This window comes from Mycobacterium sp. ACS4054, from assembly GCF_001667275.1.
GTDB lineage: Bacteria > Actinomycetota > Actinomycetes > Mycobacteriales > Mycobacteriaceae > Mycobacterium.
Genome location: NZ_LZHV01000039.1, coordinates 1 through 23,972 on the forward strand (window position 1 = coordinate 1; position 23,972 = coordinate 23,972).

Sequence of the window (23,972 nt, forward strand, 5' to 3'; positions counted from 1 at the left end):
GCGGGGCCCTGTTTAATAATCTCTGCTCTCTTCGCCCGCCACTTTTCGCCCGCCCCCCCCCCCCCCCGCCGCGGCGGGCCGGGCGCCCGCGGCCCCGCCCCCCGGCCCCCCCCCCCCCCCCCCCACCCCCCACCCCCCCCCCCCCCGGCCCCCCCCCCGGGCTTGGCGGCATTGCCGGTATCGGTATGGCTGGAGTGGCACATGGCGACGGACCCGATGATCACCGCGGCAAGGGCGACCAGCGCGATCCGGGCCAGCCGGGGGTTCACCGAAATGGCAGGCATCGACACATCTCCGATCGCGCGGGTTAACCGTCGCATGCGGATACCCAGGTGAGCGCGGTTATCACAACCGCGCTAACCTGGTGTGACGGTTATCTCAGGCGGCCCCGGGTGCCGTCAGCCGCCCTGGCCGGGCTGCTTGGGCTTTCCGCACTTGCCGTCATTGGCCTGCCGCACGTTGATGCTGGTCGCCTGCAGCGCGCCGCCGTTGTCCATGGTCCCGCGCGCCCACACGCACTTGCCCTGCGCGATCGCGTCGGTGGTGGCGGAAGTCTGCTTGCTGTACTTGGTCTTGTCGTCGACGGTCACCGCGGTCTGCGTGGTGTTGCCGCTCTGGTCGGTGCCGCCGACGTTGATGGTGTTGCCCGACACGGACGCCACCACGCCGCGGACCGGGGCGGGCTTCGGGGCCGGCGCCGGCGCGCCCGGGGGTGGCGGGGTGGTGGAGCTCGGTGCCGGAGTCTGGCCCGCGGGCTTGGCCGGGCACGCGCCGTTGACGGAGGGGCTGACCTTCACCGATGCCGCGGTGACGGGCTGCCCGGGCTGGCCTTCCTGGGTGGGCCGCACCGTGACGCAGCTGCCGGAGGTGACGTCGGTCAGCGCGGCGGGGATGGTCTCGGTGATCTTGGTGGTCGAGGTGAAGTTCACGGCGGCGGTCGCGTTGTCGTCCTTGGTGACCTGAATGGAATTGCCCGCCACCGAGGCGATCAGGCCGCTGACCCGGGCTTCGCCGCTCGCCGGGGCCGGCGATGTGGTCGTGGAGGTCACCACCGAGGTGGACGTCGACGTCGAGGTCGTCGGGCTGGACTTGTTGGACGAGCTGCATGCGGCGATGGACAAGGCGGTGACGCCGGTGACGGCGAGGACCGCTGCTCGGGTGAGCCGGGGCGTTGGACAGCTGGCAGGCATCAACGTTCTCCAATCGTGGTGGGACCCAACGGAATGGGTATTACCAGTTGGAGCTGTGGCTAACCTGTGCGTTCGGCGCGGCGATCAGAACGCTTGCTCGGGGATGCGCATGATTTCGCCGTCGATGGACTCGATGACTTTGCGCAGCGACGTGAGCTTCGGCAGCATGTTCTTGGCGAAGAACGCCGACGTCGCCACCTTGCCTCGATAGAACGCCGCGTCGTTCCCGTTCGCGCCCGCCAGCGCGGCGCGCGCGATCCCGGCCTGCACCAACAGCCGCCAGCCGATGAGCAGGTCGCCGACCGCGAGCAGGTACCGCACCGATCCGAGCCCGACTTTGTAGATTTCGGTGGGATGTTGCGCGGCGGACATCAAATACCCGGTCAACGCGCCCGTCATCGACATGACCTCGTCGAGCGCCGTCTGCAGCAGCTCGGCCTGCGGCTTGAGCTCCTCGTCGCACGCATCGATCGTCGCGCTGATCTGAGCCGTCACGAACTGCAGGGCCTCGCCGCGGTCGCGAACGATCTTGCGGAAGAAGAAGTCCAGCGCCTGGATCGCGGTGGTGCCCTCGTAGAGCGAATCGATCTTGGAGTCCCGGATGTACTGCTCCAGCGGGTAGTCCTGCAGGAAGCCCGAACCGCCCAGCGTCTGCAGCGACTCGGTCAGGATCTCGTAGGCGCGTTCCGAGCTCACGCCCTTGACGATCGGCAGGAGCAGGTCGTCCACGCGGTGGGCCATCTGGTGGTCGGCGCCCGAAACATGTTGGGCGACAGCGTCGTCCTGGTGCGCGGCGGCGTACATGTACAGGGCCCGCAAACCCTCGGCGTAGGCCTTCTGCGTCATCAGGCTGCGACGCACGTCGGGGTGGTGCATGATGGTCACCCGCGGCGCGGTCTTGTCCGACATCTGCGTCAGGTCCGCGCCCTGCACCCGCTCCTTGGCGAATGCCAGCGCGTTCAGGTAGCCCGTGGACAGGGTGCCGGCCGCCTTCACGCCGATCGTCATCCGCGCGTGCTCGATCACGGTGAACATCTGCGCGATCCCGTTGTGCACGTCGCCGACCAGATAGCCGACCGCGGGCAGATCCGTTGCGCCGAAAGTCAATTCACACGTGGGGGAGGACTTGATCCCCATCTTGTGCTCCAGCCCCGTGACGAAAACCCCGTTGCGGGGGCCGAGTTCGAACGATTCGGGGTCGAAAAGGTACTCGGGCACGTAGAACAGGCTCAGTCCCTTGGTGCCCGGCCCGGCGCCCTCCGGGCGGGCGAGCACCAGGTGGAAGATGTTGTCGGCGGTGTTGCCCACGTCGCCGCCCGAGATGAACCGCTTGACGCCCTCGATGTGCCAGGTGCCGTCGGGTTGCGCGATGGCCTTGGCGCGGCCGGCCCCGACGTCGGACCCCGCGTCGGGTTCGGTGAGGACCATGGTGGCCGCCCAGCCGCGCTCCACACCCTCGGCCGCCCAGCGCCGCTGCTCTTCGTTGCCCTCGACGAACAGGGCCTGCGCCATCAACGGGCCGAGGCTGAAGAAGTTCGCGGACGGGTTGGCGCAGATGATCATTTCGTTGACGCCCCACGCCAGCGGCGGCGGCGCGGCCATGCCGCCGATCTCCTCGTCCAGCATCAGGCGCCACCAGCCGGCCTCTTTGATCGCCTGCACCGTCTTGGCGAGTTCGGGCGCCACGCTGATGGTGTGGGTGGCCGGGTCGAACACCGGTGGGTTGCGGTCGGCGAAGGCGAAGGATTCGGCCACCGGGCCTTCGGCCAGGCGGGCGGCTTCCTCGAGGATCGTCCGCACCGTTTCCGCGTCGAGGTCGCTGTAGCGTCCGGTGCCGAGCACGGCGCCCACGTCGAGCACTTCGAACAGGTTGAACTCGAGATCACGGACGTTAGCGATGTAGTGGCCCAACGCGATTCCCTCACTGGTCCCTTGACGCGGCGGATCGTCCGCTCAGTGTCTCCGACGTGGGAAAACGTACGCAACCGTAACCTACGGTCGGCCGCCGGCGGGTTACGCGACGGTTGCGGTGGGGAAAAAGCGGCGGGGGCGCCTCGAGCGGTCCCGCCCGGCCGCAAAACCCGGGAACACCACGCCGCGCCCACGCGTTACAGCAAACGTGACAACACTCGATCTCACCGCTGAGAAGTTCAACGAAACCATCGAGGGCAACGACATCGTGCTCGTCGATTTCTGGGCGTCCTGGTGCGGCCCATGCCGCCAGTTCGGGCCCACTTTCCAGGCGTCCGCCGAGAAGCACCCCGACATCGTGCACGCCAAGGTCGACACCGAGGCTGAACAACAGCTGGCCGCGGCCGCCCAGATTCGCTCCATCCCGACGCTGATGGCATTCAAGAAGGGCAAACTGCTGTTCAACCAGGCCGGGGCGCTGCCGCCGGCCGCCCTCGAAGACCTCGTGCAGCAAATCCGGGCCTTCGACGTCGACGCGGCCCAGGCCGGCCAGGCCGAATAAGGCCGGCGCCGCGGCGCGCGCGGGGCGACCCCTGGCAACGCGCTAGGTTGCTTGGGTGAGTTTGGTACTGGTAGAGCGCCCGCGACCCGGTGTCGCGCTGATAACCCTCAATCGGCCCGAGCGGATGAATTCCATGGCGTTCGACGTCATGGTGCCGCTCAAGGAGGCCCTGGAGAAGGTCAGGTACGACAATTCCGTGCGCGTGGTCGTGCTGACCGGGGCGGGGCGGGGTTTCTCCTCGGGCGCCGACCACAAGTCCGCGGGCTCGGTGCCCCATGTGGAGGGGCTGACCCGCCCGACGTACGCGCTGCGCTCCATGGAGGTCCTCGACGAGGTCATCCTGGGGCTGCGGCGCCTGCACCAGCCGGTGATCGCCGCGGTCAACGGGCCGGCGATCGGCGGCGGGCTGTGCCTGGCGCTGGCCGCCGACATCCGGGTCGCCTCGACCGGCGCGTACTTCCGCGCGGCCGGCATCAACAACGGCCTGACCGCCAGCGAACTGGGGCTCAGTTACCTCCTGCCCCGGGCCATCGGCTCGTCGCGGGCCTTCGACATCATGCTGACCGGCCGCGACGTCACCGCCGAGGAGGCCGAGCGCATCGGCCTGGTGTCGTGCCAGGTGCCCGACGAGCAGCTGCTGGACACCTGCTACGCCATCGCCGCGCGCATCGCGGCCTTCTCGCGGCCGGGAATCGAGTTGACCAAGCGCACACTGTGGAGTGGACTGGACGCCGGTAGCCTGGAGGGGCACATGCAAGCCGAAGGCTTGGGTCAACTGTTCGTTCGTCTGCTCACCGCCAACTTCGAAGAAGCGGTTGCCGCGCGCGCGGAGAAGAGGCCGCCGGTGTTCACCGACGACAAATAGCGGCGGAGCAAAAAGGGAGAAGATGTGATCACGGCCACGGACCTCGAGGTCCGCGCTGGTGCGCGCATTCTGCTCTCGCCCGACGGACCGGACCTGCGCGTGCAGCCGGGCGACCGCATCGGGCTGGTCGGCCGCAACGGCGCCGGCAAGACCACCACCCTGCGCATCCTGGCGGGGGAGACCGAACCGTACGCCGGATCCGTCGCCCGCGCGGGCGAAATCGGTTATCTGCCACAGGATCCCAAAGAGGGCGACCTGGACGTGCTGGCGCGTGACCGCGTCCTGTCGGCGCGCGGCCTCGACGTCCTGCTCACCGACCTGGAAAAGCAGCAGGCCTTGATGGCCGAGGTCGCCGACGACGCGGCGCGCGACCGAGCCATCCGCCGCTATGGGCAGCTGGAGGAGCGGTTCGTCGCGTTGGGCGGCTACGGCGCCGAGAGCGAGGCCAGCCGCATCTGCGCCAGCCTGGGCCTGCCGGACCGGGTGCTGACGCAGCAGCTGCGCACGCTGTCCGGTGGTCAGCGCCGCCGGGTGGAGCTGGCGCGCATCCTGTTCGCCGCGTCCGATACCGGCGCTGGCTCGTCGACCACCCTGCTGCTGGACGAGCCCACCAACCACCTGGACGCCGATTCGGTTGGCTGGCTGCGGGATTTCCTGCGAGCCCACACCGGCGGGCTGGTGATCATCAGCCACAACGTCGAGTTGCTCGCCGACGTCGTGAACCGGGTGTGGTTCCTCGACGCGGTGCGCGGCGAGGTCGACGTCTACAACATGGGCTGGCAGAAGTACCTGGACGCCCGGGCCACCGACGAGCAGCGTCGCCGTCGGGAACGCGCCAATGCCGAACGCAAGGCCGCCGCGCTGCGCACGCAGGCCGCCAAGTTGGGCGCCAAGGCCACGAAAGCCGTTGCGGCGCAGAACATGTTGCGTCGCGCCGACCGGATGATGGCCGCGCTCGACGAGGAACGGGTGGCCGACAAGGTGGCCCGAATCAAGTTCCCCACCCCGGCCCCGTGTGGGCGCACGCCGCTGATCGCCAAGGGGCTGAGCAAGTCGTACGGGTCGCTGGAGGTGTTCAGCGGAGTCGATCTGGCCATCGATCGCGGGTCGCGGGTGGTGGTGCTGGGCCTCAACGGCGCCGGCAAGACCACGCTGCTGCGATTGTTGGCCGGCACCGAGCAGCCCGACACCGGCGGGCTGGAGCCCGGACACGGTTTGCGGATGGGCTATTTCGCCCAAGAGCACGACACGCTCGACAACGACGCGAGCGTGTGGGAGAACATCCGGCACGCCGCACCCGATTCGGGCGAGCAGGATCTGCGCGGCCTGCTGGGCGCGTTCATGTTCAGCGGGCCGCAACTCGACCAGCCGGCGGGCACCCTGTCGGGCGGCGAGAAGACCCGGCTCGCGCTGGCCGGTCTGGTCGCATCCACGGCGAACGTCCTGCTGCTCGACGAACCGACGAACAACCTCGACCCCGCGTCGCGCGAACAGGTTCTCGACGCGCTGCGCAGCTACCAGGGCGCGGTGGTGCTGGTGACGCACGACCCGGGCGCGGCCGAGGCCCTCGATCCGCAGCGCGTCGTGCTGCTGCCCGACGGCACCGAGGACTTCTGGTCCGACGAATACCGCGATCTGATCGAGCTCGCCTGATTTCTTCGGTGAAATAACCCCCGCGGGCGGCGGCGGGTTCTTACTCTGGGTGCTTGCGATCGTGTCGAGGCGCGGAGGCCAGCCATGAAAAGGACACTGCAAAGGTCCAAGACCCGCGAGAAGTTGTTGGTCGAGCTGCGCAACGCCTATGAGGGCGGCGCCAGCATCCGCACCCTGTCCGCCCGCACGGGCCGATCGTACGGCTCGATTCACAGCCTGCTGCGGCAGGCGGGCACCACGATGCGCGGCCGGGGCGGCCCCAACCGCACCGCGCGGGTCGCTCGGGTGTAGCGGCGCGCTACGACCCGGAATCGTTGCGGCGCACGGACTTCTCGACCAGGTCGAGCACGGCGGACAACCGCCGCGGGTCTTCGCCCGAGGCGAGGCGGGCCACCAGGCCGTCGAGCACCAACTCCAGATAGCACTGCAACACGTCACCGGGGACGTCGTCGCGCACCCGGTGCGCCTCCTTCTGGCGGCGCAACCGATCGGTCGTCGCCGCCGCCAGTTCCGCGGACCGCTCCGCCCAGCCGCGGCTGAACTCCGGGTCGTTGCGCAGCTTGCGCGCGATCTCCAGCCGGGTTGCCAGCCAGTCGAACTGGTCAGGCGCGGCGAGCATGTCGCGCATCACCTGGATCAGGCCCTCGCGCGACGCGACGTCGGCCATCCGCTCGGCATCCTCGTGCGCCAGCGCGAAAAACAGCGCGTCCTTGTCGCGGAAGTGGTGGAAGATCGCACCGCGCGACATCCCGATCGCCGTTTCCAGCCGCCGCACCGTGGCCTTGTCGTAGCCGTATTCGGCGAAGCAGCGGCGGGCGCCGTCGAGGATCTGGCGGCGGCGAGCCGCCAGATGGTCCTCGCTGACTTTTGGCACAGGCGGTGACGGCTACGACTTCAGCATGTTGCGCAGCACGTACTGCAGGATGCCGCCGTTGCGGTAGTAGTCGGCCTCGCCGGGGGTGTCGATGCGCACCACCGCGTCGAACTCGATCGGGTCGTCACCATCCTTGGAAGCCTTGACGCGCACCGTCTTTGGCGTCTTGCCGTCGTTGAGCTCCTCGATGCCGGTGATGTCGAATACCTCGGTGCCGTCCAGCCCCAGTTCCTTGGCCGACTTGCCTTCGGGGAACTGCAGCGGGATCACGCCCATGCCGATCAGGTTGGAGCGGTGGATGCGCTCGAACGACTCGGCGATCACCGCGCGCACGCCCAGCAGCAGCGTGCCCTTGGCCGCCCAGTCCCGCGAGGAGCCCGACCCATATTCCTTACCGCCCAGCACCACCAGCGGGATGTCCTGCGCCGCATAGTTTTGCGCGGCGTCGTAGATGAACGCCTGCGGGCCGCCGTCCTGGGTGAAGTCCCGGGTGTAGCCGCCCGAGACGTCGTCGAGCAGTTGGTTGCGCAGCCGGATGTTGGCGAACGTGCCGCGGATCATCACCTCGTGGTTGCCGCGGCGGGAGCCGAAGGAGTTGTAGTCCTTGCGCTCGACGCCGTGCTCGTCGAGGTACTGCGCGGCCGGGGTGCCCGGCTTGATGGCGCCGGCGGGGGAGATGTGGTCGGTGGTCACCGAGTCGCCCAGCAGGGCCAGCACCCGCGCGCCGGTGATGTCGCTGACCGGCTCGGGTTCGGCCGACATGCCCTCGAAGTACGGGGGCTTGCGCACGTAGGTCGAATCCTGGTCCCACTCAAAGGTATTGCCGCTCGGGGTGGGCAGGTTGCGCCACCGCTCGTCACCCTTGAACACGTCGGCGTAGTTCTTGGTGAACATCTCCTGGCTGATCGCCGAGGCGATGGTGTCCGAGACGTCCTTCTGCGACGGCCAGATGTCCTTCAGGAAGACGTCGTTGCCGTCCTTGTCCTGGCCCAGCGGCTGCTCTTCGAAGTCGAAGTCCATGGTCCCGGCCAATGCGTAGGCGACCACCAGCGGCGGGGACGCCAGGTAGTTCATCTTCACGTCGGGGTTGATCCGGCCCTCGAAGTTGCGGTTGCCGGACAGCACCGCGGACACCGACAGGTCGTTGTCGTTGATCGCCTTGGAGATCTCCTCGGGCAGCGGGCCCGAGTTGCCGATGCACGTGGTGCAGCCGTAGCCGACCAGGTAGAAGCCCAGCTTCTCCAGATACGGCCACAGGCCGGCCTTGTCGTAGTAGTCGTGCACCACCTGGGAGCCCGGCGCCATCGTGGTCTTCACCCACGGCTTGGACGCCAGCCCCTTCTCGACGGCGTTGCGGGCCAGCAGCGCCGCGCCCAGCATCACCTCGGGGTTGGAGGTGTTGGTGCACGACGTGATGGCCGCGATCACCACCGCACCGTGGTCGAGCTCGAACTCGCCACGGTCGTCGGAGCGCACCCGCACCGGGTTGCTCACGCGGCCCTTGGCATGTGCCGCAGCCGATTCGAACTTCGGGGCGTCGTCGGCGTGGCCGTTCTCCAGCGCTCCGGGGTCGCTGGCCGGGAAGGACTCGTCGACGGCCTCGTCGAGCTTGGAGTACTCCTTCTTGTCGGGGTCATCGCCGACGTAGTCGCCGATCTGCCCGCGGAACGTGGATTTCGCGTCCGACAACGCGATTCGGTCCTGCGGACGCTTCGGTCCCGCAATCGAGGGCACCACGTCGGACAGGTTGAGTTCGAGGTACTCGGAGAAGGCCGGCTCGTGGGAGGGGTCGTGCCACATGCCCTGCTCCTTGGCGTACGCCTCGACCAGCGCGAGCTGCTCATCGGAGCGGCCGGTGAACCGCAGGTAGGAGATTGTCTCCTCGTCGATCGGGAAAATCGCTGCGGTGGAACCGAATTCGGGGCTCATGTTGCCCAGGGTGGCGCGGTTGGCCAGCGGCACCTCGGCCACGCCCTCGCCGTAGAACTCGACGAACTTGCCGACCACGCCGTGCTTGCGCAGCATCTCGGTGACGGTCAGCACCACGTCGGTGGCGGTCACGCCGGCCTGGATCTCACCGGTCAGCTTGAACCCGACGACGCGCGGGATCAGCATCGACACCGGCTGGCCGAGCATCGCGGCCTCGGCCTCGATGCCGCCGACGCCCCAGCCCAGCACGCCCAGGCCGTTGACCATCGTGGTGTGCGAGTCGGTGCCCACGCAGGTGTCGGGGTAGGCCACCCCGTCGCGTTCCATCACCACGCTGGCCAGGTACTCGATGTTGACCTGGTGCACGATGCCGGTGCCCGGCGGCACCACCTTGAAATCACGGAAAGCGCCCTGGCCCCAGCGCAGGAACTGATAGCGCTCCCCGTTGCGCTGGTACTCGATCTCGACGTTGCGTTCGAAGGCGTTGGCGGTGCCGAACAGGTCGGCGATCACCGAGTGGTCGATCACCAGGTCGGCCGGCGCCAAGGGGTTGACCTTCTCTGCTTTGCCCCCGAGGTCGCCGATCGCCTCGCGCATGGTGGCCAGGTCGACGATGCACGGAACTCCGGTGAAGTCCTGCATCACCACGCGGGCGGGCGTGTACTGGATCTCAATGCTGGGCTCCGCCTTGGGATCCCAGTTCGCGATGGCCTCGATGTGGTCCTTGGTGATGTTGGCGCCGTCCTCGTTGCGCAGCAGGTTCTCGGCGAGGACTTTGAGGCTGTAGGGGAGTTTCTCGGTGCCCCGGACGGCGTCGAGCCGATAGATCTGATAACTCTTGTCGCCGACCTCGAGGGTGTCGCGTGCTCCGAACGAGTTCACAGAATCTTCTTTACTCACTTCAACTCCCGGGATTAAGTTCTTCCGCCCACGGGCCGTGTCGGCGGTGCGTTGCTACTTTAACAGTACGCTTGTCCTGTATTACGGCGGGGTCCCCGCCAGTCCCAGTCTTGTCGCGGAAGTCGACGGTTTAAACCCCTTGCGGCCCCCCAATGCGGGCCGGCGGTCACGCTAGAGTGACCGCGAATGGCCGAGCGCCACGCCAGTGTGACGGCGCAGCAGGAGGGACACATGACCGGGCACGACTCTTTCATCCTGCCGCTTTACATCCCGCAAGACGTCGACATGGCCGCGATCAAGGCGCAGGTGGCCGCCGACGGGGTGAGCGCGCCGCCCGCGGCCATGCCCGGGCTGCTCGACGTGGTCAACCAGGCGCGCGCCCACGGCATCAACCTCAAGATCGTGCTGCTCGATCACAACCCGCCCAACGACACCCCGCTGCGCGACATCTCGACCGTGGTCGGCGCCGACTACCACGACTCCACCGTCCTGACGCTGAGCCCGAACTACGTCGGGAGCTACAGCACGCAATTCCCGCGGGTCACCCTCGAGGCCGGCGAGGACATCGCCAAGACCGGCAACCCGGTGGTCTCCGCGCAGCACTTTGTGGGCGAGCTTGAGGGCCACGAATTCCCGTGGACGGGGCTCACCATCTTCCTCCTGATCGCCGTCTTCGCGGCGGCCGTCGGGACGCGGCTCCTGCAGTTGCGCGCCCGACGTTCAGCAACCCCGACCGAATCGGCCGGAGCGCAGGAAGTGACGCCCACCAACACGGCCTAGCCACCTCTGTCGGGCCCGGCCCGCCACGCAGGTCGACCCCCGACGCACCGTCGCGGCAAACACGGTAGGTCACCGTTCGGTCACATTAAACGCACGTAGAGAGTGCGATTTCGGTGGAGCGTTTGCACGCCAAAGAGTGTGACGTACGGTGCAAATGATGCTGGTGTTGTCTTTGGCGCCTTTACCGGATTCTGTGGCCGGCGCCGCCCGTCGCGTTGAGCCGTAGGAGACCTGAGTCGAATGAGACGCACACGTCGGGGCTCCGCTGCGCGGCCGGTCGCGAGGCTGGTGCGGCCGGTCGTGCCCTCGGTCGTGAGCGTGGCCTTACTGGTATGCACGCCGGGGCTGGCGCCGGCCGACCCCGCCGCCGACAGCCTGGCCGGGTTGATCGCGAACGTGGCCAAGGCGAACCAGCGCCTGGAAAACCTGAGTGCCGAAATCCAGACCGAACAGGAGAGCGTCAACAAGGCCCTGGTCGACGTGGAGACCGCCCGGGACAACGCCGCCACGGCCCAGCGCGACCTGGACGCCAGCCAGCAGGCCGTCAAGGAGGCCAACGCCGCGATCGCCGCCGCGCAACAGCGGTTCGACACGTTCGCGGCGGCCACCTATATGAACGGTCCCTCCAGCAGTTACCTGACCGCCGCCAGCCCCGACGACATCATCGCCACCGAGGCCGCCGCCAAGACCCTGTCGGCGAGCTCGCAAACGGTGATGGCCAAGCTGCAGCGGGCGCGCACCGAACAGGTGAACAAGGAATCGGCGGCGCGGCTGGCCAAGCAGAAGGCCGACAAGGCCGCCGCCGACGCCAAGGGCAGCCAGGACGCCGCCGTGGCGGCGCTGACCGACTCGAAGCGCAAGTTCGACTCTCAGCGCGAGCAAGTCACCCGCCTGGCCGCCGAACGCGACGAGGCGCAGGCCAAACTCGAAGTGGCGCAACGGCAATGGTCAGCCGGGGCCGGCGGCCCCGCCGCTCCGGCGTCGGGCGACCGATGGGAGACCGGCTCGCCGGGCGCGCCCGCACCGCAGGGCGGGCCGCGACGCTGGGACGGCGTCTGGGACCCCACCTTGCCGATGATCCCGAGCGCGAACGTCCCGGGCGACCCGATCGCCGTCATCAACCAGGTGTTGGGCATCTCGGCGACCTCGACCCAGGTCACCGCCGGTCTGGGCCGCAACTTCCTGCAGCAACTCGGCATCCTCAAGCCCGACGACACCGGCATCACCAACGCGGCCCCCGGCGGGACTTCCGGGCGGATCCCGCGGGTCTACGGGCGGCAGGCCACCGAATACGTGATCCGGCGCGGCATGTCGCAGATCGGCGTGCCCTACTCCTGGGGCGGCGGCAACGCCGCCGGGCCCAGCAAGGGCATCGACTCGGGGGCGGGTATCACCGGCTTCGACTGTTCGGGCCTGGTCCTGTACTCGTTCGCCGGGGTCGGCATCAAGCTGCCGCACTATTCGGGCTCGCAGTACAACCTGGGTCGCAAGATCCCGTCATCGCAGATGCGCCGCGGCGACGTCATCTTCTACGGCCCCGGCGGCAGCCAGCACGTGACGATCTACCTCGGCGACGGCCAAATGCTGGAGGCCCCCGACATCGGCCTGAAGGTCCGCGTCGCGCCGGTGCGCACCAGCGGCATGACACCCTACGTGGTCCGCTACATCGACTGGTAAACGAATGAGAACTGAACGGAAAGCCATGCGCCGCAAGCGGATTCGCCTTTTCAACTTCGCCTGGATCACCGCCGTGGTGGCCGGGCTGACGCTTTCGGTGGCCGGCCCCGCTCCCGTCGTTAGGGCCGACCCGGGCGCGTGGGACCCCACCCTGCCGGCGACGATCAGCGCGGGCGCCCCGGGTGACCCACTCGCCGTCGCCAACGCCTCACTGCAGGCGACCGCCCAGGCCACCCAAACGACGATGGACCTCGGCAGGCAATTTTTGGGCGGCCTGGGAATCAACATCCTGGGGGATCCCGCCCCCGCCGCGGCCAGCCCCACCAACCCGGGCGGCAAGATCCCGCGGGTCTACGGCCGGCAGGCGATCGAGTACGTGATCAAGCGCATGGGTTCGCAGATGGGCGTGCCGTACTCGTGGGGTGGCGGCTCGCTGGACGGCCCGAGCAAGGGCGTCGGCGACGGCGCGAACATCAACGGCTTCGACTGCTCGGGCCTGATGCGGTACGGCTTCGCCGGGGTCGGCGTGCTGATCCCGCGGTTCTCCGGCGACCAGTACAACGCCGGCCGGCACATCCCGCCGGACCAGGCCAGGCGCGGCGACCTCATCTTCTACGGGCCCAACGGTGGCCAGCACGTCACGATGTATTTGGGCAACGGTCAGATGCTGGAGGCGTCCAGCCTCGCCGGGCATGTCACCGTGAGCCCCGTCCGCACGCCCGGCATGACGCCGTTCTTGACTAGGATCATCGAGTACTGATCGGCGGTGCGACGCCCCGGCCGACCGCGGGCGAACCGCCAGCGTCGACGGAATCCGACGGGCCTGGAATAGTTGGACGCGGGCACGTCGCGGCCCCGCGACGGCGATGGTGCAAGCAGTCGTGTCCGAACGAGAGGGTTATTGATGACAGCAGCAGGTGGGCCGCCTCCGGGCGCCAGCGGTTACTCGGGCCCGGGTGGTCCTCCCGGCGCGCCGGCCCATGAAGCGCCGTCCGGCGGCGGGAACGGTCTGGCCGCCGAGGTCCACACCCTCGAGCGGGCGATCTTCGAGGTCAAGCGCATCATCGTCGGACAGGATCAGCTCGTCGAGCGGATGCTGGTCGGCCTGCTCTCCAAGGGCCACGTGCTGCTCGAGGGCGTGCCCGGCGTGGCCAAGACGCTGGCCGTCGAGACCTTCGCCAAGGTGGTGGGCGGCACCTTCGCCCGCATCCAGTTCACGCCCGACCTGGTGCCCACCGACATCATCGGTACCCGCATCTACCGGCAGGGCAAGGAGGAGTTCGACACCGAGCTCGGCCCCGTGGTGGTGAACTTCCTGCTCGCCGACGAGATCAACCGCGCGCCGGCCAAGGTCCAGTCGGCGCTGCTGGAGGTCATGCAGGAACGCCACGTGTCGATCGGCGGCAAGACCTTCCCGCTGCCCAACCCGTTCCTGGTGATGGCCACCCAGAACCCGATCGAGCACGAGGGCGTGTACCCGCTGCCCGAGGCGCAGCGCGACCGCTTCCTGTTCAAGATCAATGTGGGCTACCCGTCGCCCGAAGAGGAGCGGGAGATCATCTACCGGATGGGCGTGCGCCCGCCCGAGCCCAAGCAGATCCTGAACACCGGCGACCTGTTGCGGCTGCAGGACATCGCGGCCAACAACTTCGTCCACCACGCGCTGGTCGACTACGTGGTGCGCGTCGTGACCGCCACCCGCCATCCCGAGCAGCTCGGCATGAACGACGTCAAGACCTGGATCTCGTTCGGCGCCTCCCCGCGCGCCTCGCTGGGCATCATCGCCGCGTCCCGGTCGCTGGCGCTGGTGCGCGGCCGCGACTACGTGATCCCGCAGGACGTCGTCGACGTCATTCCCGACGTCCTCCGCCACCGCTTGGTGCTCACCTACGACGCGCTCGCCGACGAGATATCGCCGGAGATCGTCATCAACCGGGTCCTGCAGACGGTCGCCCTGCCCCAGGTGAATGCCGTTCCGCAGCAAGGGCAATCGGTGCCCCCGGTGATGCAGGCCGCGGGGGCGGCTAGCGGTCGGTGACCGAACCCCGGCCGGCGGTGTCACATCCGCCATCGATGCAGCGCGGGCAGATCGTGGACCCGAAGCTGGCGGCGGCGCTGCGCCAGCTCGAGCTCACGGTCAAGCGCAAGCTCGACGGTGTCCTGCACGGCGACCACCTGGGCCTGATCCCGGGGCCGGGCTCGGAGCCGGGGGAGTCGCGCGAGTATCAGCCCGGCGACGACGTCCGCCGGATGGATTGGGCCGTCACCGCGCGCACCATGCACCCGCACGTGCGCCAGATGATCGCCGACCGCGAGCTGGAAACCTGGCTGGTGGTCGACATGTCGGCCAGCCTGGACTTCGGCACCGTGGGGTGCGAGAAGCGGGACCTGGCGGTGGCGGCCGCGGCCGCGATCACGTTCCTCAACAGCGGCGGCGGCAACCGGCTCGGGGCGCTGATCGCCAACGGCCAGACCATGGTCCGGGTGCCGGCGCGCTCCGGGCGCCAGCACGAGCAGACGCTGCTGCGCACCATCGCGACCACCCCCCGGGCGCCGGTCGGGGTGCGCGGGGATCTGGCGACGGCCATCGACGCGCTGCGCCGGCCGGAGCGCCGCCGCGGCATGGCGGTGATCATCAGCGACTTCCTGGGACCGATCAACTGGATGCGTCCGCTGCGGGCGATCGCGGCCCGGCACGAGGTGCTGGCCATCGAGGTGCTGGACCCCCGCGACGTCGAACTGCCCGACATCGGTGACGTCGTGCTGCAGGACGCCGAGTCGGGCGTCACCCGTGAGTTCACCATCGACGCCCAGCTGCGTGACGACTTCGCCAAGGCGGCGGCGGCGCACCGTGCCGAGGTGGCGCGCACGATCCGCAGCTGCGGGGCGCCGATACTGACCCTGCGCACCGACCGCGATTGGATCGCCGACATCGTCCGTTTCGTCGAGTCCCGCCGGCGCGGTGCATTGGCGGGGCGGCAGTGACATTGCCGCTGCTCGGCCCGATGTCGTTGTCGGGCTTCGAACACTCGTGGTTCTTCCTGTTCCTGCTGGCCGTCGTCGGGCTGGCCGCGATGTACATCCTCATGCAGCTCGCGCGGCAGCGGCGGATGCTGCGATTCGCCAACATGGAGCTGCTGGAAAGCGTTGCGCCGCAACGCCCGTCGCGGTGGCGACACGTCCCGGCGATCCTGCTGGTGGCATCGCTGGTGCTGTTCACCATCGCGATGGCGGGGCCCACCCACGACGTGCGGATCCCCCGCAACCGCGCGGTGGTGATGCTGGTGATCGACGTCTCGCAGTCGATGCGTGCCACCGACGTGCAGCCCAACCGGATGGCGGCCGCTCAGGAGGCGGCCAAGCAGTTCGCCGACGAACTGACTCCCGGCATCAACCTGGGGCTCATCGAGTACGCGGGGACGGCGACCGTGTTGGTCTCCCCAACCACCAACCGCGACGCCACCAAGAACGCGCTGGACAAGCTGCAGTTCGCCGACCGGACCGCCACCGGGGAGGGCATCTTCACCGCGTTGCAGGCCATCGCGACGGTGGGCGCGGTGATCGGCGGCGGCGACAAGCCGCCCCCGGCGCGCATCGTGTTGTTCTCCGACGGCAAGGAGACGATGCCGACCAACCCGGACAACCCGAAGGGCGCCTTCACCGCCGCGCGTACGGCCAAGGACCAGGGGGTGCCGATCTCGACGATCTCGTTCGGCACGCCGTACGGCTTCGTCGAGATCAACGACCAGCGCCAGCCGGTGCCCGTCGACGACTCCACGATGAAGAAGGTCGCCGAGCTGTCCGGCGGGAGTTGGTACAACGCCGCCAGCCTGGCCGAGCTGAAGGCCGTCTACGCGACGCTGCAGCAGCAGATCGGCTACGAGACGATCAAGGGCGATGCCAGCGTGGGCTGGGTGCGGTTGGGCGCGCTGGTGTTGGCGTTGGCGGCGTTGGCGGCGCTGCTCATCAACCGCCGCCTCCCGACGTGATCGTCCCGTCGCTTGGCGCCTCGATTTTCGCCGAGCGTGGAGCCACGGCGAAAAATAGCGCCGGATTTAGCCGTGGCTTCACGTTCGGCGAGCCCGGCCAGCCGATTTCGGGCGTGCCGCGGTGAGGCGATAGGTTGGCGGGGTGACTGAAGTAGCCACCACCGGCGGCAAACCCGCATTCGTGTCCCGTTCCGTGCTGGTGACGGGCGGAAACCGGGGGATCGGTCTGGCGATCGCGCAGCGGCTGGCCGCCGACGGCCACAAGGTGGCCGTCACGCACCGCGGGTCCGGGGCGCCCGAGGGGCTGTTCGGCGTTGTGTGCGACGTCACCGACAACGAGGCCGTCGACCGCGCGTTCAAAGAAGTCGAGGAGCACCAGGGTCCGGTCGAGGTGCTGGTGTCCAATGCCGGTATCTCCAAGGACGCCTTCCTGATCCGGATGACCGAGGAGCGCTTCGAAGAGGTCATCAACGCCAACCTCACCGGGGCGTTCCGGGTGGCCCAGCGCGCGTCGCGCAGCATGCAGCGCAAGCGGTTCGGCCGCATCATCTTCATCGGCTCGGTGTCCGGCATGTGGGGCATCGGTAACCAGTCCAACTACGCGGCGGCCAAGGCCGGCCTGATCGGCATGGCCCGCTCGATCTCCCGCGAGCTGTCCAAGGCCGGGGTGACCGCCAACGTCGTCGCGCCCGGCTACATCGACACCGAGATGACCCGCGCGCTCGACGAGCGGATCCAGGCGGGCGCACTGGAATTCATTCCGGCCAAGCGGGTCGGCACCGCCGAGGACGTCGCCGGGGCGGTCAGCTTCCTGGCGTCCGAGGATGCGGGCTACATCGCCGGCGCGGTCATCCCGGTCGACGGCGGCATGGGCATGGGCCACTGAATTCACCCACGAAGACATTAAGGACGGACATGGCAGGACTGCTCGACGGCAAACGAATCCTGGTCAGCGGGATCATCACCGACTCGTCGATCGCGTTTCACATCGCCAAGGCGGCCCAGGAGGCGGGCGCGCAGCTGGTGCTGACCGGGTTCGACCGGTTGCGGCTGATCCAGCGCATCGCCGACCGGCTGCCGGAGAAGGCGCCGCTGATCGAGCTCGACGTGCAGAACGAGGAGCACCTGAACACCCTCGCCGACCGGGTGACCGCCGAGATCGGTGAGGGCAACAGGCTCGACGGCGTGGTGCATTCGATCGGCTTCATGCCGCAGACCGGGATGGGCATCAACCCGTTCTTCGACGCGCCGTACGAGGACGTCGCCAAGGGCATCCACATTTCCGCGTATTCCTATGCCTCGCTGGCCAAGGCGCTGCTGCCGATCATGAATCCCGGCGGGTCCATCGTCGGCATGGACTTCGACCCCAGCCGGGCCATGCCGGCCTACAACTGGATGACCGTGGCCAAGAGCGCGCTGGAATCGGTCAACCGGTTCGTCGCCCGTGAGGCCGGCAAGTTCGGTGTGCGGTCGAATCTCGTTGCGGCGGGCCCCATCCGGACGTTGGCGATGTCGGCGATCGTGGGCGGGGCCCTGGGTGAGGAGGCCGGCGCCCAGATGCAGCTGCTGGAAGAGGGCTGGGACCAGCGCGCGCCGATCGGCTGGAACATGAAGGACCCCACGCCCGTCGCCAAGACGGTGTGCGCCGTGCTCTCCGACTGGCTCCCGGCCACCACCGGCACCATCATCTTCGCCGACGGCGGCGCCAGCACCCAATTGCTCTAAAAGCGGAATGCGCTGACTCCAAATGGATTTCGACGCCTTCCTGCTGCTGTCCTTCGGCGGCCCGGAGGGGCCCGAGCAGGTGCGGCCGTTCCTGGAGAACGTCACCCGTGGGCGCAACGTGCCGCCCGAACGCCTGGATGACGTCGCCGGGCACTACCTGCATTTCGGCGGGGTGTCACCGATCAACGGTATCAACCGCGCCCTGATCGACGAGCTGCGCGAGGAACTGGACCTGCCGGTCTATTTCGGCAACCGCAACTGGGAACCCTACGTCGAAGACGCCGTTGCGGCCATGCGGGACAACGGGGTTCGCCGCGCCGCGGTGTTCACCACGTCGGCGTGGAGCGGCTACTCCAGCTGCACGCAGTACACCGAGGACATCGCCCGGGCGCGGCGGGCCGCCGGGCCGGAGGCGCCCGAACTGGTCAAGCTGCGCCCGTACTTCGACCACCCGCTGTTCGTCGAGATGTTCGCCGGCGCCGTGGCGGCCGCCGCGCAGTCCGTGCCCGACGGCGCCCGCCTGGTGTTCACCGCGCATTCGGTCCCGGTGGCCGCCGACCAGCGCCTCGGCCCCAGGCTTTACAGCCGCCAAGTCGCTTACGCCGCAAGGCTGGTCGCGGCCGCGGCCGGCTACGCCGATTACGACCTGGCCTGGCAGTCGCGGTCCGGGCCGCCGCAGGTGCCGTGGCTGGAACCGAGCGTCGAGGACCATCTGACGGCGCTGGCCGCCGCGGGGACCAAGGCCGTCATCGTCTGCCCGATCGGGTTCGTCGCGGACCACATCGAGGTGGTGTGGGATCTCGACGAGGAATTGCGAACCCAGGCCGGGGCGGCGGGTTTGGCGTTCGCCCGGGCCGCCACCCCCAACGCCGATCGCCGATTCGCCCGTCTCGCCGCCGATCTGGTCGACGAGCTGCGTAGCGGCCGCGGCCCCGCCCGGCTGACCGGACCCGACCCGGTGCCCGGTTGCCTCGCCAGCGTCGACGGCGCGCCCTGCCGCCCGCCGCATTGCGCGCGCGGCGACAGCGACTAGCGCGCCCTCAGTCGGCCCAGGCCGAGTGCAGGATCGCGGTGACGGCGGCCATCCGCGCCGAGCGGACCACGGCGGTCAGGGGCCGCAACGCATCGCTGGCGATGCGGGCCTCCGAAGAGGATTGGGCTCCGAACGGTTCGGGGCCGGCGACGACCGGCGCGGCGAAACGTTCCGGCGAGTCGGGCGAGCGGCTGAGCCCGGCGCTGACCGCGATGATGGCGTCGACGTGCGCGGCGTTCTCCAGCACCCGCAACGCCCGCGAGGGCGCGTGGTCGGGAACCCGGTGTTGCCGTGCGGATTCCAGCAGCTGCTCGACGAGGCCGCGCGGATCCTCGATGTCCGCCGCGGCCGATCCCAGTCCGATGGCGCCGAGGGCGTCGGCGGCCGAACGCACGGCCGAGCGCAGGGTGTATTCGGCATCCCCGAGCTCGTAATGGTCGAGCACCGGCGCGCCCGGCAGCGAGTACACCGTCCACGACAGCGCGCACAGGTCGGGGAAGTCGTCTTCGTCGTAGGAGAACTCGGGCACCAGCCCCACCGCGGTGGCGGGGTCGTGCGGGCTGGCGATGATGATCGCCTCACCCGCGGCCAGCGCGTCGCGCTCGAATTGCGTCCCGGGGGCCAGCCCGCGCACGTCGCCGGGCACCGGCAAAAGCATGTTGATCGTGCCGCGCAACCGTCCCGGGCCGGGCGCCGACCGACCGGCCGCGGCGCGCAGCGTCTGCAGCAACGTCACCGTCGGGGCGTCATGCACGTCCGGCCACGGCAGCCCCGTGTGACCGGCGGCGACCGCATCATACGCGGTGACCGATTGCTTTGGCGCCCATACCGATAACGCGTCCAGGACGTCGTCGGGCGCGGCCTTGCCTGCGAGCCAGGCGTTGGCCCACAGGGAAAGCGAGACACTGGGACACCACACGATTCCGCAGTGTAGTTGTTTTGCCCGGCAAAGGCGGATCACGCGTATTCTGACCGCATGCACGCCGCAGTGCTTTGGTTGATATCCGCGCTGGTGCTCGCCGGTGCGGAGGCGCTCACGGGCCATATGTTCCTGATGATGCTCGGCGGCGGCGCGCTCGCCGCCTCGGCAACCAGTTGGCTGACCGATTGGCCGGGCTGGGCCAACGGGATCGTTTTCCTCGTCGTCTCGATCCTGCTGCTGGTGCTGGTGCGCCCGGCGCTGCTGCGGCAACTGACGCCCGCACACGTGCCGCACATGGGCATCGAGGCGCTGGAGGGCAAGAAGGCGCTGGTGCTCGAGCGGATCGACCGCGACGAGGGCCAGGTGAAGCTCGACGGCGAGGTGTGGACCGCGCGTCCGTTCAACGAGGGGGATGTGTACGAACCGGGGGAGTCGGTGACCGTCATGCAGATCGACGGCGCCACGGCGGTGGTCTTCAAGAGCGGTCCATAACGACTGCGTGAGAGCGCTGCCAAAACCTCTGGGAGAGAAAGGAACTCGGGTGCAGGGTGCGGTTGCTGGTTTGGTATTGCTGGCCGTATTGGTGATATTCGCCATCGTGGTGGTGGCGAAATCGGTGGCCTTGATACCGCAGGCGGAGGCCGCGGTGATCGAACGGCTGGGCCGATATAGCCGGACGGTCAGCGGTCAGCTGACGTTGTTGGTGCCGTTCATCGACCGGGTGCGCGCCCGGGTGGACCTGCGTGAGCGGGTGGTGTCGTTCCCGCCGCAGCCGGTGATCACCGAGGACAACCTGACCCTCAACATCGACACGGTGGTCTACTTCCAGGTCACCGTCCCGCAGGCGGCCGTCTACGAGATCAGCAACTACATCGTGGGTGTGGAGCAGCTCACCACCACCACGCTGCGCAACGTGGTCGGCGGGATGACGCTGGAGCAGACGCTGACCTCACGCGACATGATCAACGGCCAGCTGCGCGGCGTGCTCGACGAGGCGACCAACCGCTGGGGCCTGCGGGTGGCCCGGGTCGAGCTGCGCAGCATCGACCCCCCGCCGTCCATCCAGGCATCGATGGAAAAGCAGATGAAGGCCGACCGCGAGAAGCGGGCGATGATCCTGACCGCCGAGGGCATGCGCGAGTCGGCGATCAAGGAGGCCGAGGGCCAGAAGCAGGCGCAGATCCTGGCCGCCGAGGGCGCCAAGCAGGCCGCGATCCTGGCCGCCGAGGCCGACCGGCAGTCCCGCATGCTGCGCGCCCAGGGTGAACGCGCCGCGGCCTACCTGCAAGCGCAGGGGCAGGCCAAGGCCATCGAGAAGACGTTCGCCGCGATCAAGGCGGGCAGGCCCACCCCCGAGATGCTGGCCTACCAATACCTGCAGACCCTGCCGGAGATGGCGCGCGGTGACGCCAACAAGGTGTGGGTGGTGCCGAGCGACTTCAGCACGGCGCTACAGGGATTCACCAAGCTGCTGGGCGCCCCGGGCGAGGACGGCGTCTTCCGGTTCCAGCCCTCCCCGGTCGACGATGCGCCCAAGCACAGCGCCGACGACGACGCCGCCGTCGCCGACTGGTTCTCCACCGAGACCGACCCCGCGATCGCCCAGGCGGTGGCCAAGGCCGAGGCGATCGCCCGCCAGCCAGTGGATGGCGAGCCCGGACCGCCGCCGCAGCTGACCCAATAGGATTGCTCCATGAGCGTTTTCACTTCGCCGAAGACCTACGCGGCGCTCGGCGCGTTCCACGCCGTGGACGCGGTGGCATGCGGCGTCCAGGTGGCCCCGATCAAGAAGGTGCTGGACGACGTCGGGCTGCCGGAGAACGTCCGGCCCGTGCTGCCGGTGGTGAAGGCCGCCGCCGCGGTGGGCCTGCTGTCGGTCACCCGCTTCCCGGCGCTGGCGCGGGTGACGACGGCGATGCTGACGGTGTATTTCGTCTTGGCGCTCGGCGCCCACATCCGGGTGCGCGACAAGGTCGTCAACGCCCTGCCGGCGGCGCTGTTCTTGGCCACCTTCGCCGTGATGACGGCGAAGGGACCCGACCGCACCTAGGTCGCTACGCGTGCGGCGCCGGCGGCAGCGGGGGCGCCGGCACCGACGTCGGTGACGGCGGCGCCGTGTAGATGCACCCGCCCCCGCCCACCGACTGCGACGACAGCGGCGGCGGGTACGGCGGGGGCGGAAGCTGAACCCGGACCGTCCAGACCAGTCCGGTGATCGCGAAGGTGGCGAGGGCGCCGAGCACCAGGCCGGCCAGCCCGGCCAGGGCGGCCACGCCGGCGGGGAAGCGGCGGGTTCCGGTGTTGTCCGAGGTCATGCGGCTCTCCACGGTCGTCGGTTGGGCGGTAACCGCGACGCTACTGGCGCGACGACCGCCGCCGCCACGATTCGAGGGATCGTGACGGCGGCGGTTCGGTCAGCTATGCGGCGCTGGGGACGGTTGCGCCGGCGGCGGGAAGCCGGGCGGGGGCGCCGGCGGGGGCCCGGGTGGCCCGGGCGGCGGCGCAAACCCGAAACCTCCGGGGCCACCCATCGGCGGGGGCGGTGGCCCATGATGCAGCGCCATCATCGGCGGCGGCCCCGGCAGCGGAGGTGGACCGGGCGGACCCACGCTGATGATCCAGGCGAAGGCGATCGCGGCGATGGTGCCGACCGCGCCGATCAGCGCGCCCGCCACCCCGGCGCCGACCACGACGCCGGTCGAGTGGCGGCGGGGCTGAGGTGGGTCGATGGCCGGCCCGGGCGGCGGATTCGTGTCGATCTCGTCGTTTGTGGTCATGGCATCGGACGCTAGGAGCCGGAACTGAAGCGGACCTGAAGATGCCGGCTTCAGGTCGGCTTCAGGTTCGCTTCAGGACCGATGCCGACAATGGAGCCATGACGAACTGCCCGCGCGCGGCCGCCGACCATTTCAGCGTCGGTGCACCGCGGGTTCTGGTGGTCGAGGACTCCGAGACGATTCGCGAGATGGTCAGCGAGGCGCTGACCGACGTCGGCTATCACACCGTCGGCCGTTGCGACGGTGGCGGCCTGGAGGAGGCGCTCGACGGGCTGCGCCCGGACCTGGTGGTGCTCGACGTCATGCTGCCGGGACGCGACGGATTCGACCTCATCGACGTCATCCGCGCCTGGGGCGACGTCGGGATCGTGCTGATCACGGCGCGCGACGGCCTGCAAGACCGCCTCCGCGGCCTGGACGGCGGGGCCGACGATTACGTGATCAAACCGTTCGAGCTGGCCGAACTGGTGTCGCGCGTCGGCGCGGTGCTGCGCCGGCGCGGACGGCTGCCCCGAGTCGTCCAGGTCGGCGATCTGATGCTCGACGCCGACGCCGGCGTGGCCGCGCGCGGCGGCAGTCGCCTCGAGCTGACCGCGACAGAGCTGCGGGTGCTGACCTTCCTGGTGGAGCAGCGCGGCCGCATCGTCAGCGCCCGCCAGATCCTCAACGCGGTGTGGGGATACGACGCCTACGACCCCAACCTGGTCCAGGTGCATGTCAGCGGATTGCGACGCAAGCTCGAAGCCCACGGGCCGCGGATCCTGCACACCGTGCGTGGCATCGGCTACCGGCTGCAGCCCCAGCGATCATGACCACCGCGGCCTCGACGCGGACCCCGTCGCTGCAGCGCCGGGTGACGGTGGTGGTGGTGGCGTTGCTCGCCCTGCTGCTGGTGCTGCTCGGCGCCACCGTCGACGTCAGCCTGGGCGTCCTCGCCCGACGAAACCTGCACGACCGGCTGCTGGCGGCCGCATCCCGCGCCGAGGCGCTGGATGCCGCGCACACCTCGCCCGAGCTGCTGGCCGCCGAACTCAACGGCGGCGGGGTGCGGGCACTACTGGTCACCGCCGACGGCGCGACGTATGGCGACCGCGCGATCAGCCCCGACACCGCCGCCGGTCCCGTTGTCCCGCCACCATTTCCGCCCCCGCCACCATTCGCGCCCCGGCCGCCACCCTGCCCGCC

At 69.2% G+C, this 23,972-nt stretch carries 23 protein-coding genes and 2 pseudogenes; 18 read left to right on the forward strand and 7 right to left on the reverse strand.

Features of this window, described 5'->3' with window-relative positions; all coding sequences use genetic code 11:
* Positions 1-398: 398 nt before the first annotated feature.
* Positions 399-1,190, reverse strand: a complete 792-nt coding sequence (locus tag A5730_RS08680) for a DUF5666 domain-containing protein (protein ID WP_197506216.1) — start codon at positions 1,188-1,190, stop codon at positions 399-401.
* An 84-nt stretch (positions 1,191-1,274) separates the two neighbouring features.
* Complete coding sequence (locus tag A5730_RS08685; RefSeq protein ID WP_067898372.1) at positions 1,275-3,101, reverse strand: acyl-CoA dehydrogenase; 1,827 nt, start codon at positions 3,099-3,101, stop codon at positions 1,275-1,277.
* A 208-nt stretch (positions 3,102-3,309) separates the two neighbouring features.
* Here A5730_RS08685 and trxA point away from each other — a divergent pair, with 208 nt between their 5' ends.
* The 4 genes from trxA to A5730_RS08705 all read left to right on the forward strand — a co-directional run bounded on the left by trxA (position 3,310) and on the right by A5730_RS08705 (position 6,472).
* On the forward strand, positions 3,310-3,663 hold the full coding sequence (trxA, locus tag A5730_RS08690) for a thioredoxin (RefSeq protein WP_067898376.1): 354 nt from the start codon (positions 3,310-3,312) through the stop codon (positions 3,661-3,663).
* Positions 3,664-3,718: 55 nt separating this feature from the next.
* Positions 3,719-4,528, forward strand: coding sequence for an enoyl-CoA hydratase (locus A5730_RS08695; RefSeq protein WP_067898379.1), 810 nt, complete (start codon positions 3,719-3,721; stop codon positions 4,526-4,528).
* A gap of 24 nt (positions 4,529-4,552) precedes the next feature.
* Entirely contained in the window at positions 4,553-6,181 is a 1,629-nt protein-coding gene (locus A5730_RS08700; protein ID WP_067898383.1) for an ABC-F family ATP-binding cassette domain-containing protein, read from the forward strand.
* An 84-nt stretch (positions 6,182-6,265) separates the two neighbouring features.
* A complete protein-coding gene (locus tag A5730_RS08705; protein WP_369829864.1) occupies positions 6,266-6,472 on the forward strand; it encodes a helix-turn-helix domain-containing protein in 207 nt (68 codons plus the stop codon).
* A gap of 7 nt (positions 6,473-6,479) precedes the next feature.
* Here the strand turns inward: A5730_RS08705 and A5730_RS08710 are convergent, their stop codons facing one another.
* Positions 6,480-7,055, reverse strand: a complete 576-nt coding sequence (locus tag A5730_RS08710; protein WP_067898386.1) for a TetR/AcrR family transcriptional regulator — start codon at positions 7,053-7,055, stop codon at positions 6,480-6,482.
* A gap of 12 nt (positions 7,056-7,067) precedes the next feature.
* Positions 7,068-9,884: an aconitate hydratase gene (locus A5730_RS08715; RefSeq protein WP_197506217.1), complete on the reverse strand. Its 2,817-nt coding sequence runs from the start codon at positions 9,882-9,884 to the stop codon at positions 7,068-7,070.
* 231 nt (positions 9,885-10,115) lie between these two features.
* Between A5730_RS08715 and A5730_RS08720 the strand changes: the two genes are divergently transcribed.
* The 9 genes and pseudogenes from A5730_RS08720 to A5730_RS08760 all read left to right on the forward strand — a co-directional run.
* Positions 10,116-10,664: a DUF6676 family protein gene (locus A5730_RS08720; RefSeq protein WP_067898444.1), complete on the forward strand. Its 549-nt coding sequence runs from the start codon at positions 10,116-10,118 to the stop codon at positions 10,662-10,664.
* Between the two features lie 240 nt (positions 10,665-10,904).
* The gene (gene ripA, locus A5730_RS08725; RefSeq protein WP_067898392.1) at positions 10,905-12,341 is read left to right on the forward strand and encodes an NlpC/P60 family peptidoglycan endopeptidase RipA; all 1,437 of its coding nucleotides are present in this window, start codon (positions 10,905-10,907) and stop codon (positions 12,339-12,341) included.
* Positions 12,342-12,366: 25 nt separating this feature from the next.
* Positions 12,367-13,101, forward strand: coding sequence for an NlpC/P60 family peptidoglycan endopeptidase RipB (ripB, locus tag A5730_RS08730; RefSeq protein WP_067898395.1), 735 nt, complete (start codon positions 12,367-12,369; stop codon positions 13,099-13,101).
* Between the two features lie 144 nt (positions 13,102-13,245).
* Positions 13,246-14,379, forward strand: coding sequence for a MoxR family ATPase (locus A5730_RS08735; protein ID WP_067898398.1), 1,134 nt, complete (start codon positions 13,246-13,248; stop codon positions 14,377-14,379).
* Positions 14,376-15,326 carry a DUF58 domain-containing protein gene (locus tag A5730_RS08740; RefSeq protein ID WP_067898400.1) on the forward strand — a complete coding sequence of 317 codons (951 nt, stop codon included), beginning with the start codon at positions 14,376-14,378 and terminating at the stop codon, positions 15,324-15,326. The genes A5730_RS08735 and A5730_RS08740 overlap by 4 nt, the downstream gene beginning before the upstream one ends.
* Complete coding sequence (locus A5730_RS08745) at positions 15,323-16,330, forward strand: VWA domain-containing protein (protein ID WP_067898403.1); 1,008 nt, start codon at positions 15,323-15,325, stop codon at positions 16,328-16,330. The genes A5730_RS08740 and A5730_RS08745 overlap by 4 nt, the downstream gene beginning before the upstream one ends.
* 142 nt (positions 16,331-16,472) lie before the next feature.
* Positions 16,473-17,216, forward strand: a complete 744-nt coding sequence (fabG1, locus tag A5730_RS08750; protein ID WP_067898406.1) for a 3-oxoacyl-ACP reductase FabG1 — start codon at positions 16,473-16,475, stop codon at positions 17,214-17,216.
* Between the two features lie 29 nt (positions 17,217-17,245).
* Complete coding sequence (gene inhA, locus A5730_RS08755; RefSeq protein ID WP_067898409.1) at positions 17,246-18,055, forward strand: NADH-dependent enoyl-ACP reductase InhA; 810 nt, start codon at positions 17,246-17,248, stop codon at positions 18,053-18,055.
* A gap of 22 nt (positions 18,056-18,077) precedes the next feature.
* Positions 18,078-19,110 (forward strand): annotated as a pseudogene (locus tag A5730_RS08760) (ferrochelatase); the annotation flags it as partial.
* On the opposite strand, the gene A5730_RS08765 reads toward A5730_RS08760, so the two are convergent.
* On the reverse strand, positions 19,096-20,007 hold the full coding sequence (locus tag A5730_RS08765) for a hypothetical protein (protein ID WP_067898415.1): 912 nt from the start codon (positions 20,005-20,007) through the stop codon (positions 19,096-19,098). The pseudogene A5730_RS08760 and the gene A5730_RS08765 sit on opposite strands and share 15 nt — an antisense overlap.
* Before the next feature lie 57 nt (positions 20,008-20,064).
* On the opposite strand from A5730_RS08765, the gene A5730_RS08770 reads away from it, so the two are divergent.
* Genes A5730_RS08770 through A5730_RS08780 form a run of 3 tightly spaced genes read left to right on the forward strand, consistent with a single transcriptional unit; the run spans position 20,065 to position 22,060 of the window.
* Complete coding sequence (locus A5730_RS08770; protein WP_067898418.1) at positions 20,065-20,502, forward strand: NfeD family protein; 438 nt, start codon at positions 20,065-20,067, stop codon at positions 20,500-20,502.
* Between the two features lie 49 nt (positions 20,503-20,551).
* On the forward strand, positions 20,552-21,694 hold the full coding sequence (locus A5730_RS08775) for an SPFH domain-containing protein (protein WP_067898422.1): 1,143 nt from the start codon (positions 20,552-20,554) through the stop codon (positions 21,692-21,694).
* Positions 21,695-21,703: 9 nt separating this feature from the next.
* Entirely contained in the window at positions 21,704-22,060 is a 357-nt protein-coding gene (locus tag A5730_RS08780; protein ID WP_067898425.1) for a DoxX family protein, read from the forward strand.
* A 4-nt stretch (positions 22,061-22,064) separates the two neighbouring features.
* Here A5730_RS08780 and A5730_RS08785 read toward each other — a convergent pair whose 3' ends face one another.
* Together A5730_RS08785 and A5730_RS08790 are read right to left on the reverse strand one after the other, a co-directional pair.
* The gene (locus A5730_RS08785) at positions 22,065-22,325 is read right to left on the reverse strand and encodes a hypothetical protein (RefSeq protein ID WP_067898429.1); all 261 of its coding nucleotides are present in this window, start codon (positions 22,323-22,325) and stop codon (positions 22,065-22,067) included.
* A 99-nt stretch (positions 22,326-22,424) separates the two neighbouring features.
* Positions 22,425-22,787, reverse strand: a complete 363-nt coding sequence (locus tag A5730_RS08790) for a hypothetical protein (RefSeq protein WP_067898432.1) — start codon at positions 22,785-22,787, stop codon at positions 22,425-22,427.
* Between the two features lie 98 nt (positions 22,788-22,885).
* Here A5730_RS08790 and A5730_RS08795 point away from each other — a divergent pair, with 98 nt between their 5' ends.
* Positions 22,886-23,599, forward strand: coding sequence for a response regulator transcription factor (locus A5730_RS08795; RefSeq protein ID WP_067898434.1), 714 nt, complete (start codon positions 22,886-22,888; stop codon positions 23,597-23,599).
* A pseudogene (locus A5730_RS08800) lies at positions 23,596-23,972 on the forward strand (two-component sensor histidine kinase); the annotation flags it as partial. The gene A5730_RS08795 and the pseudogene A5730_RS08800, both read left to right, overlap by 4 nt.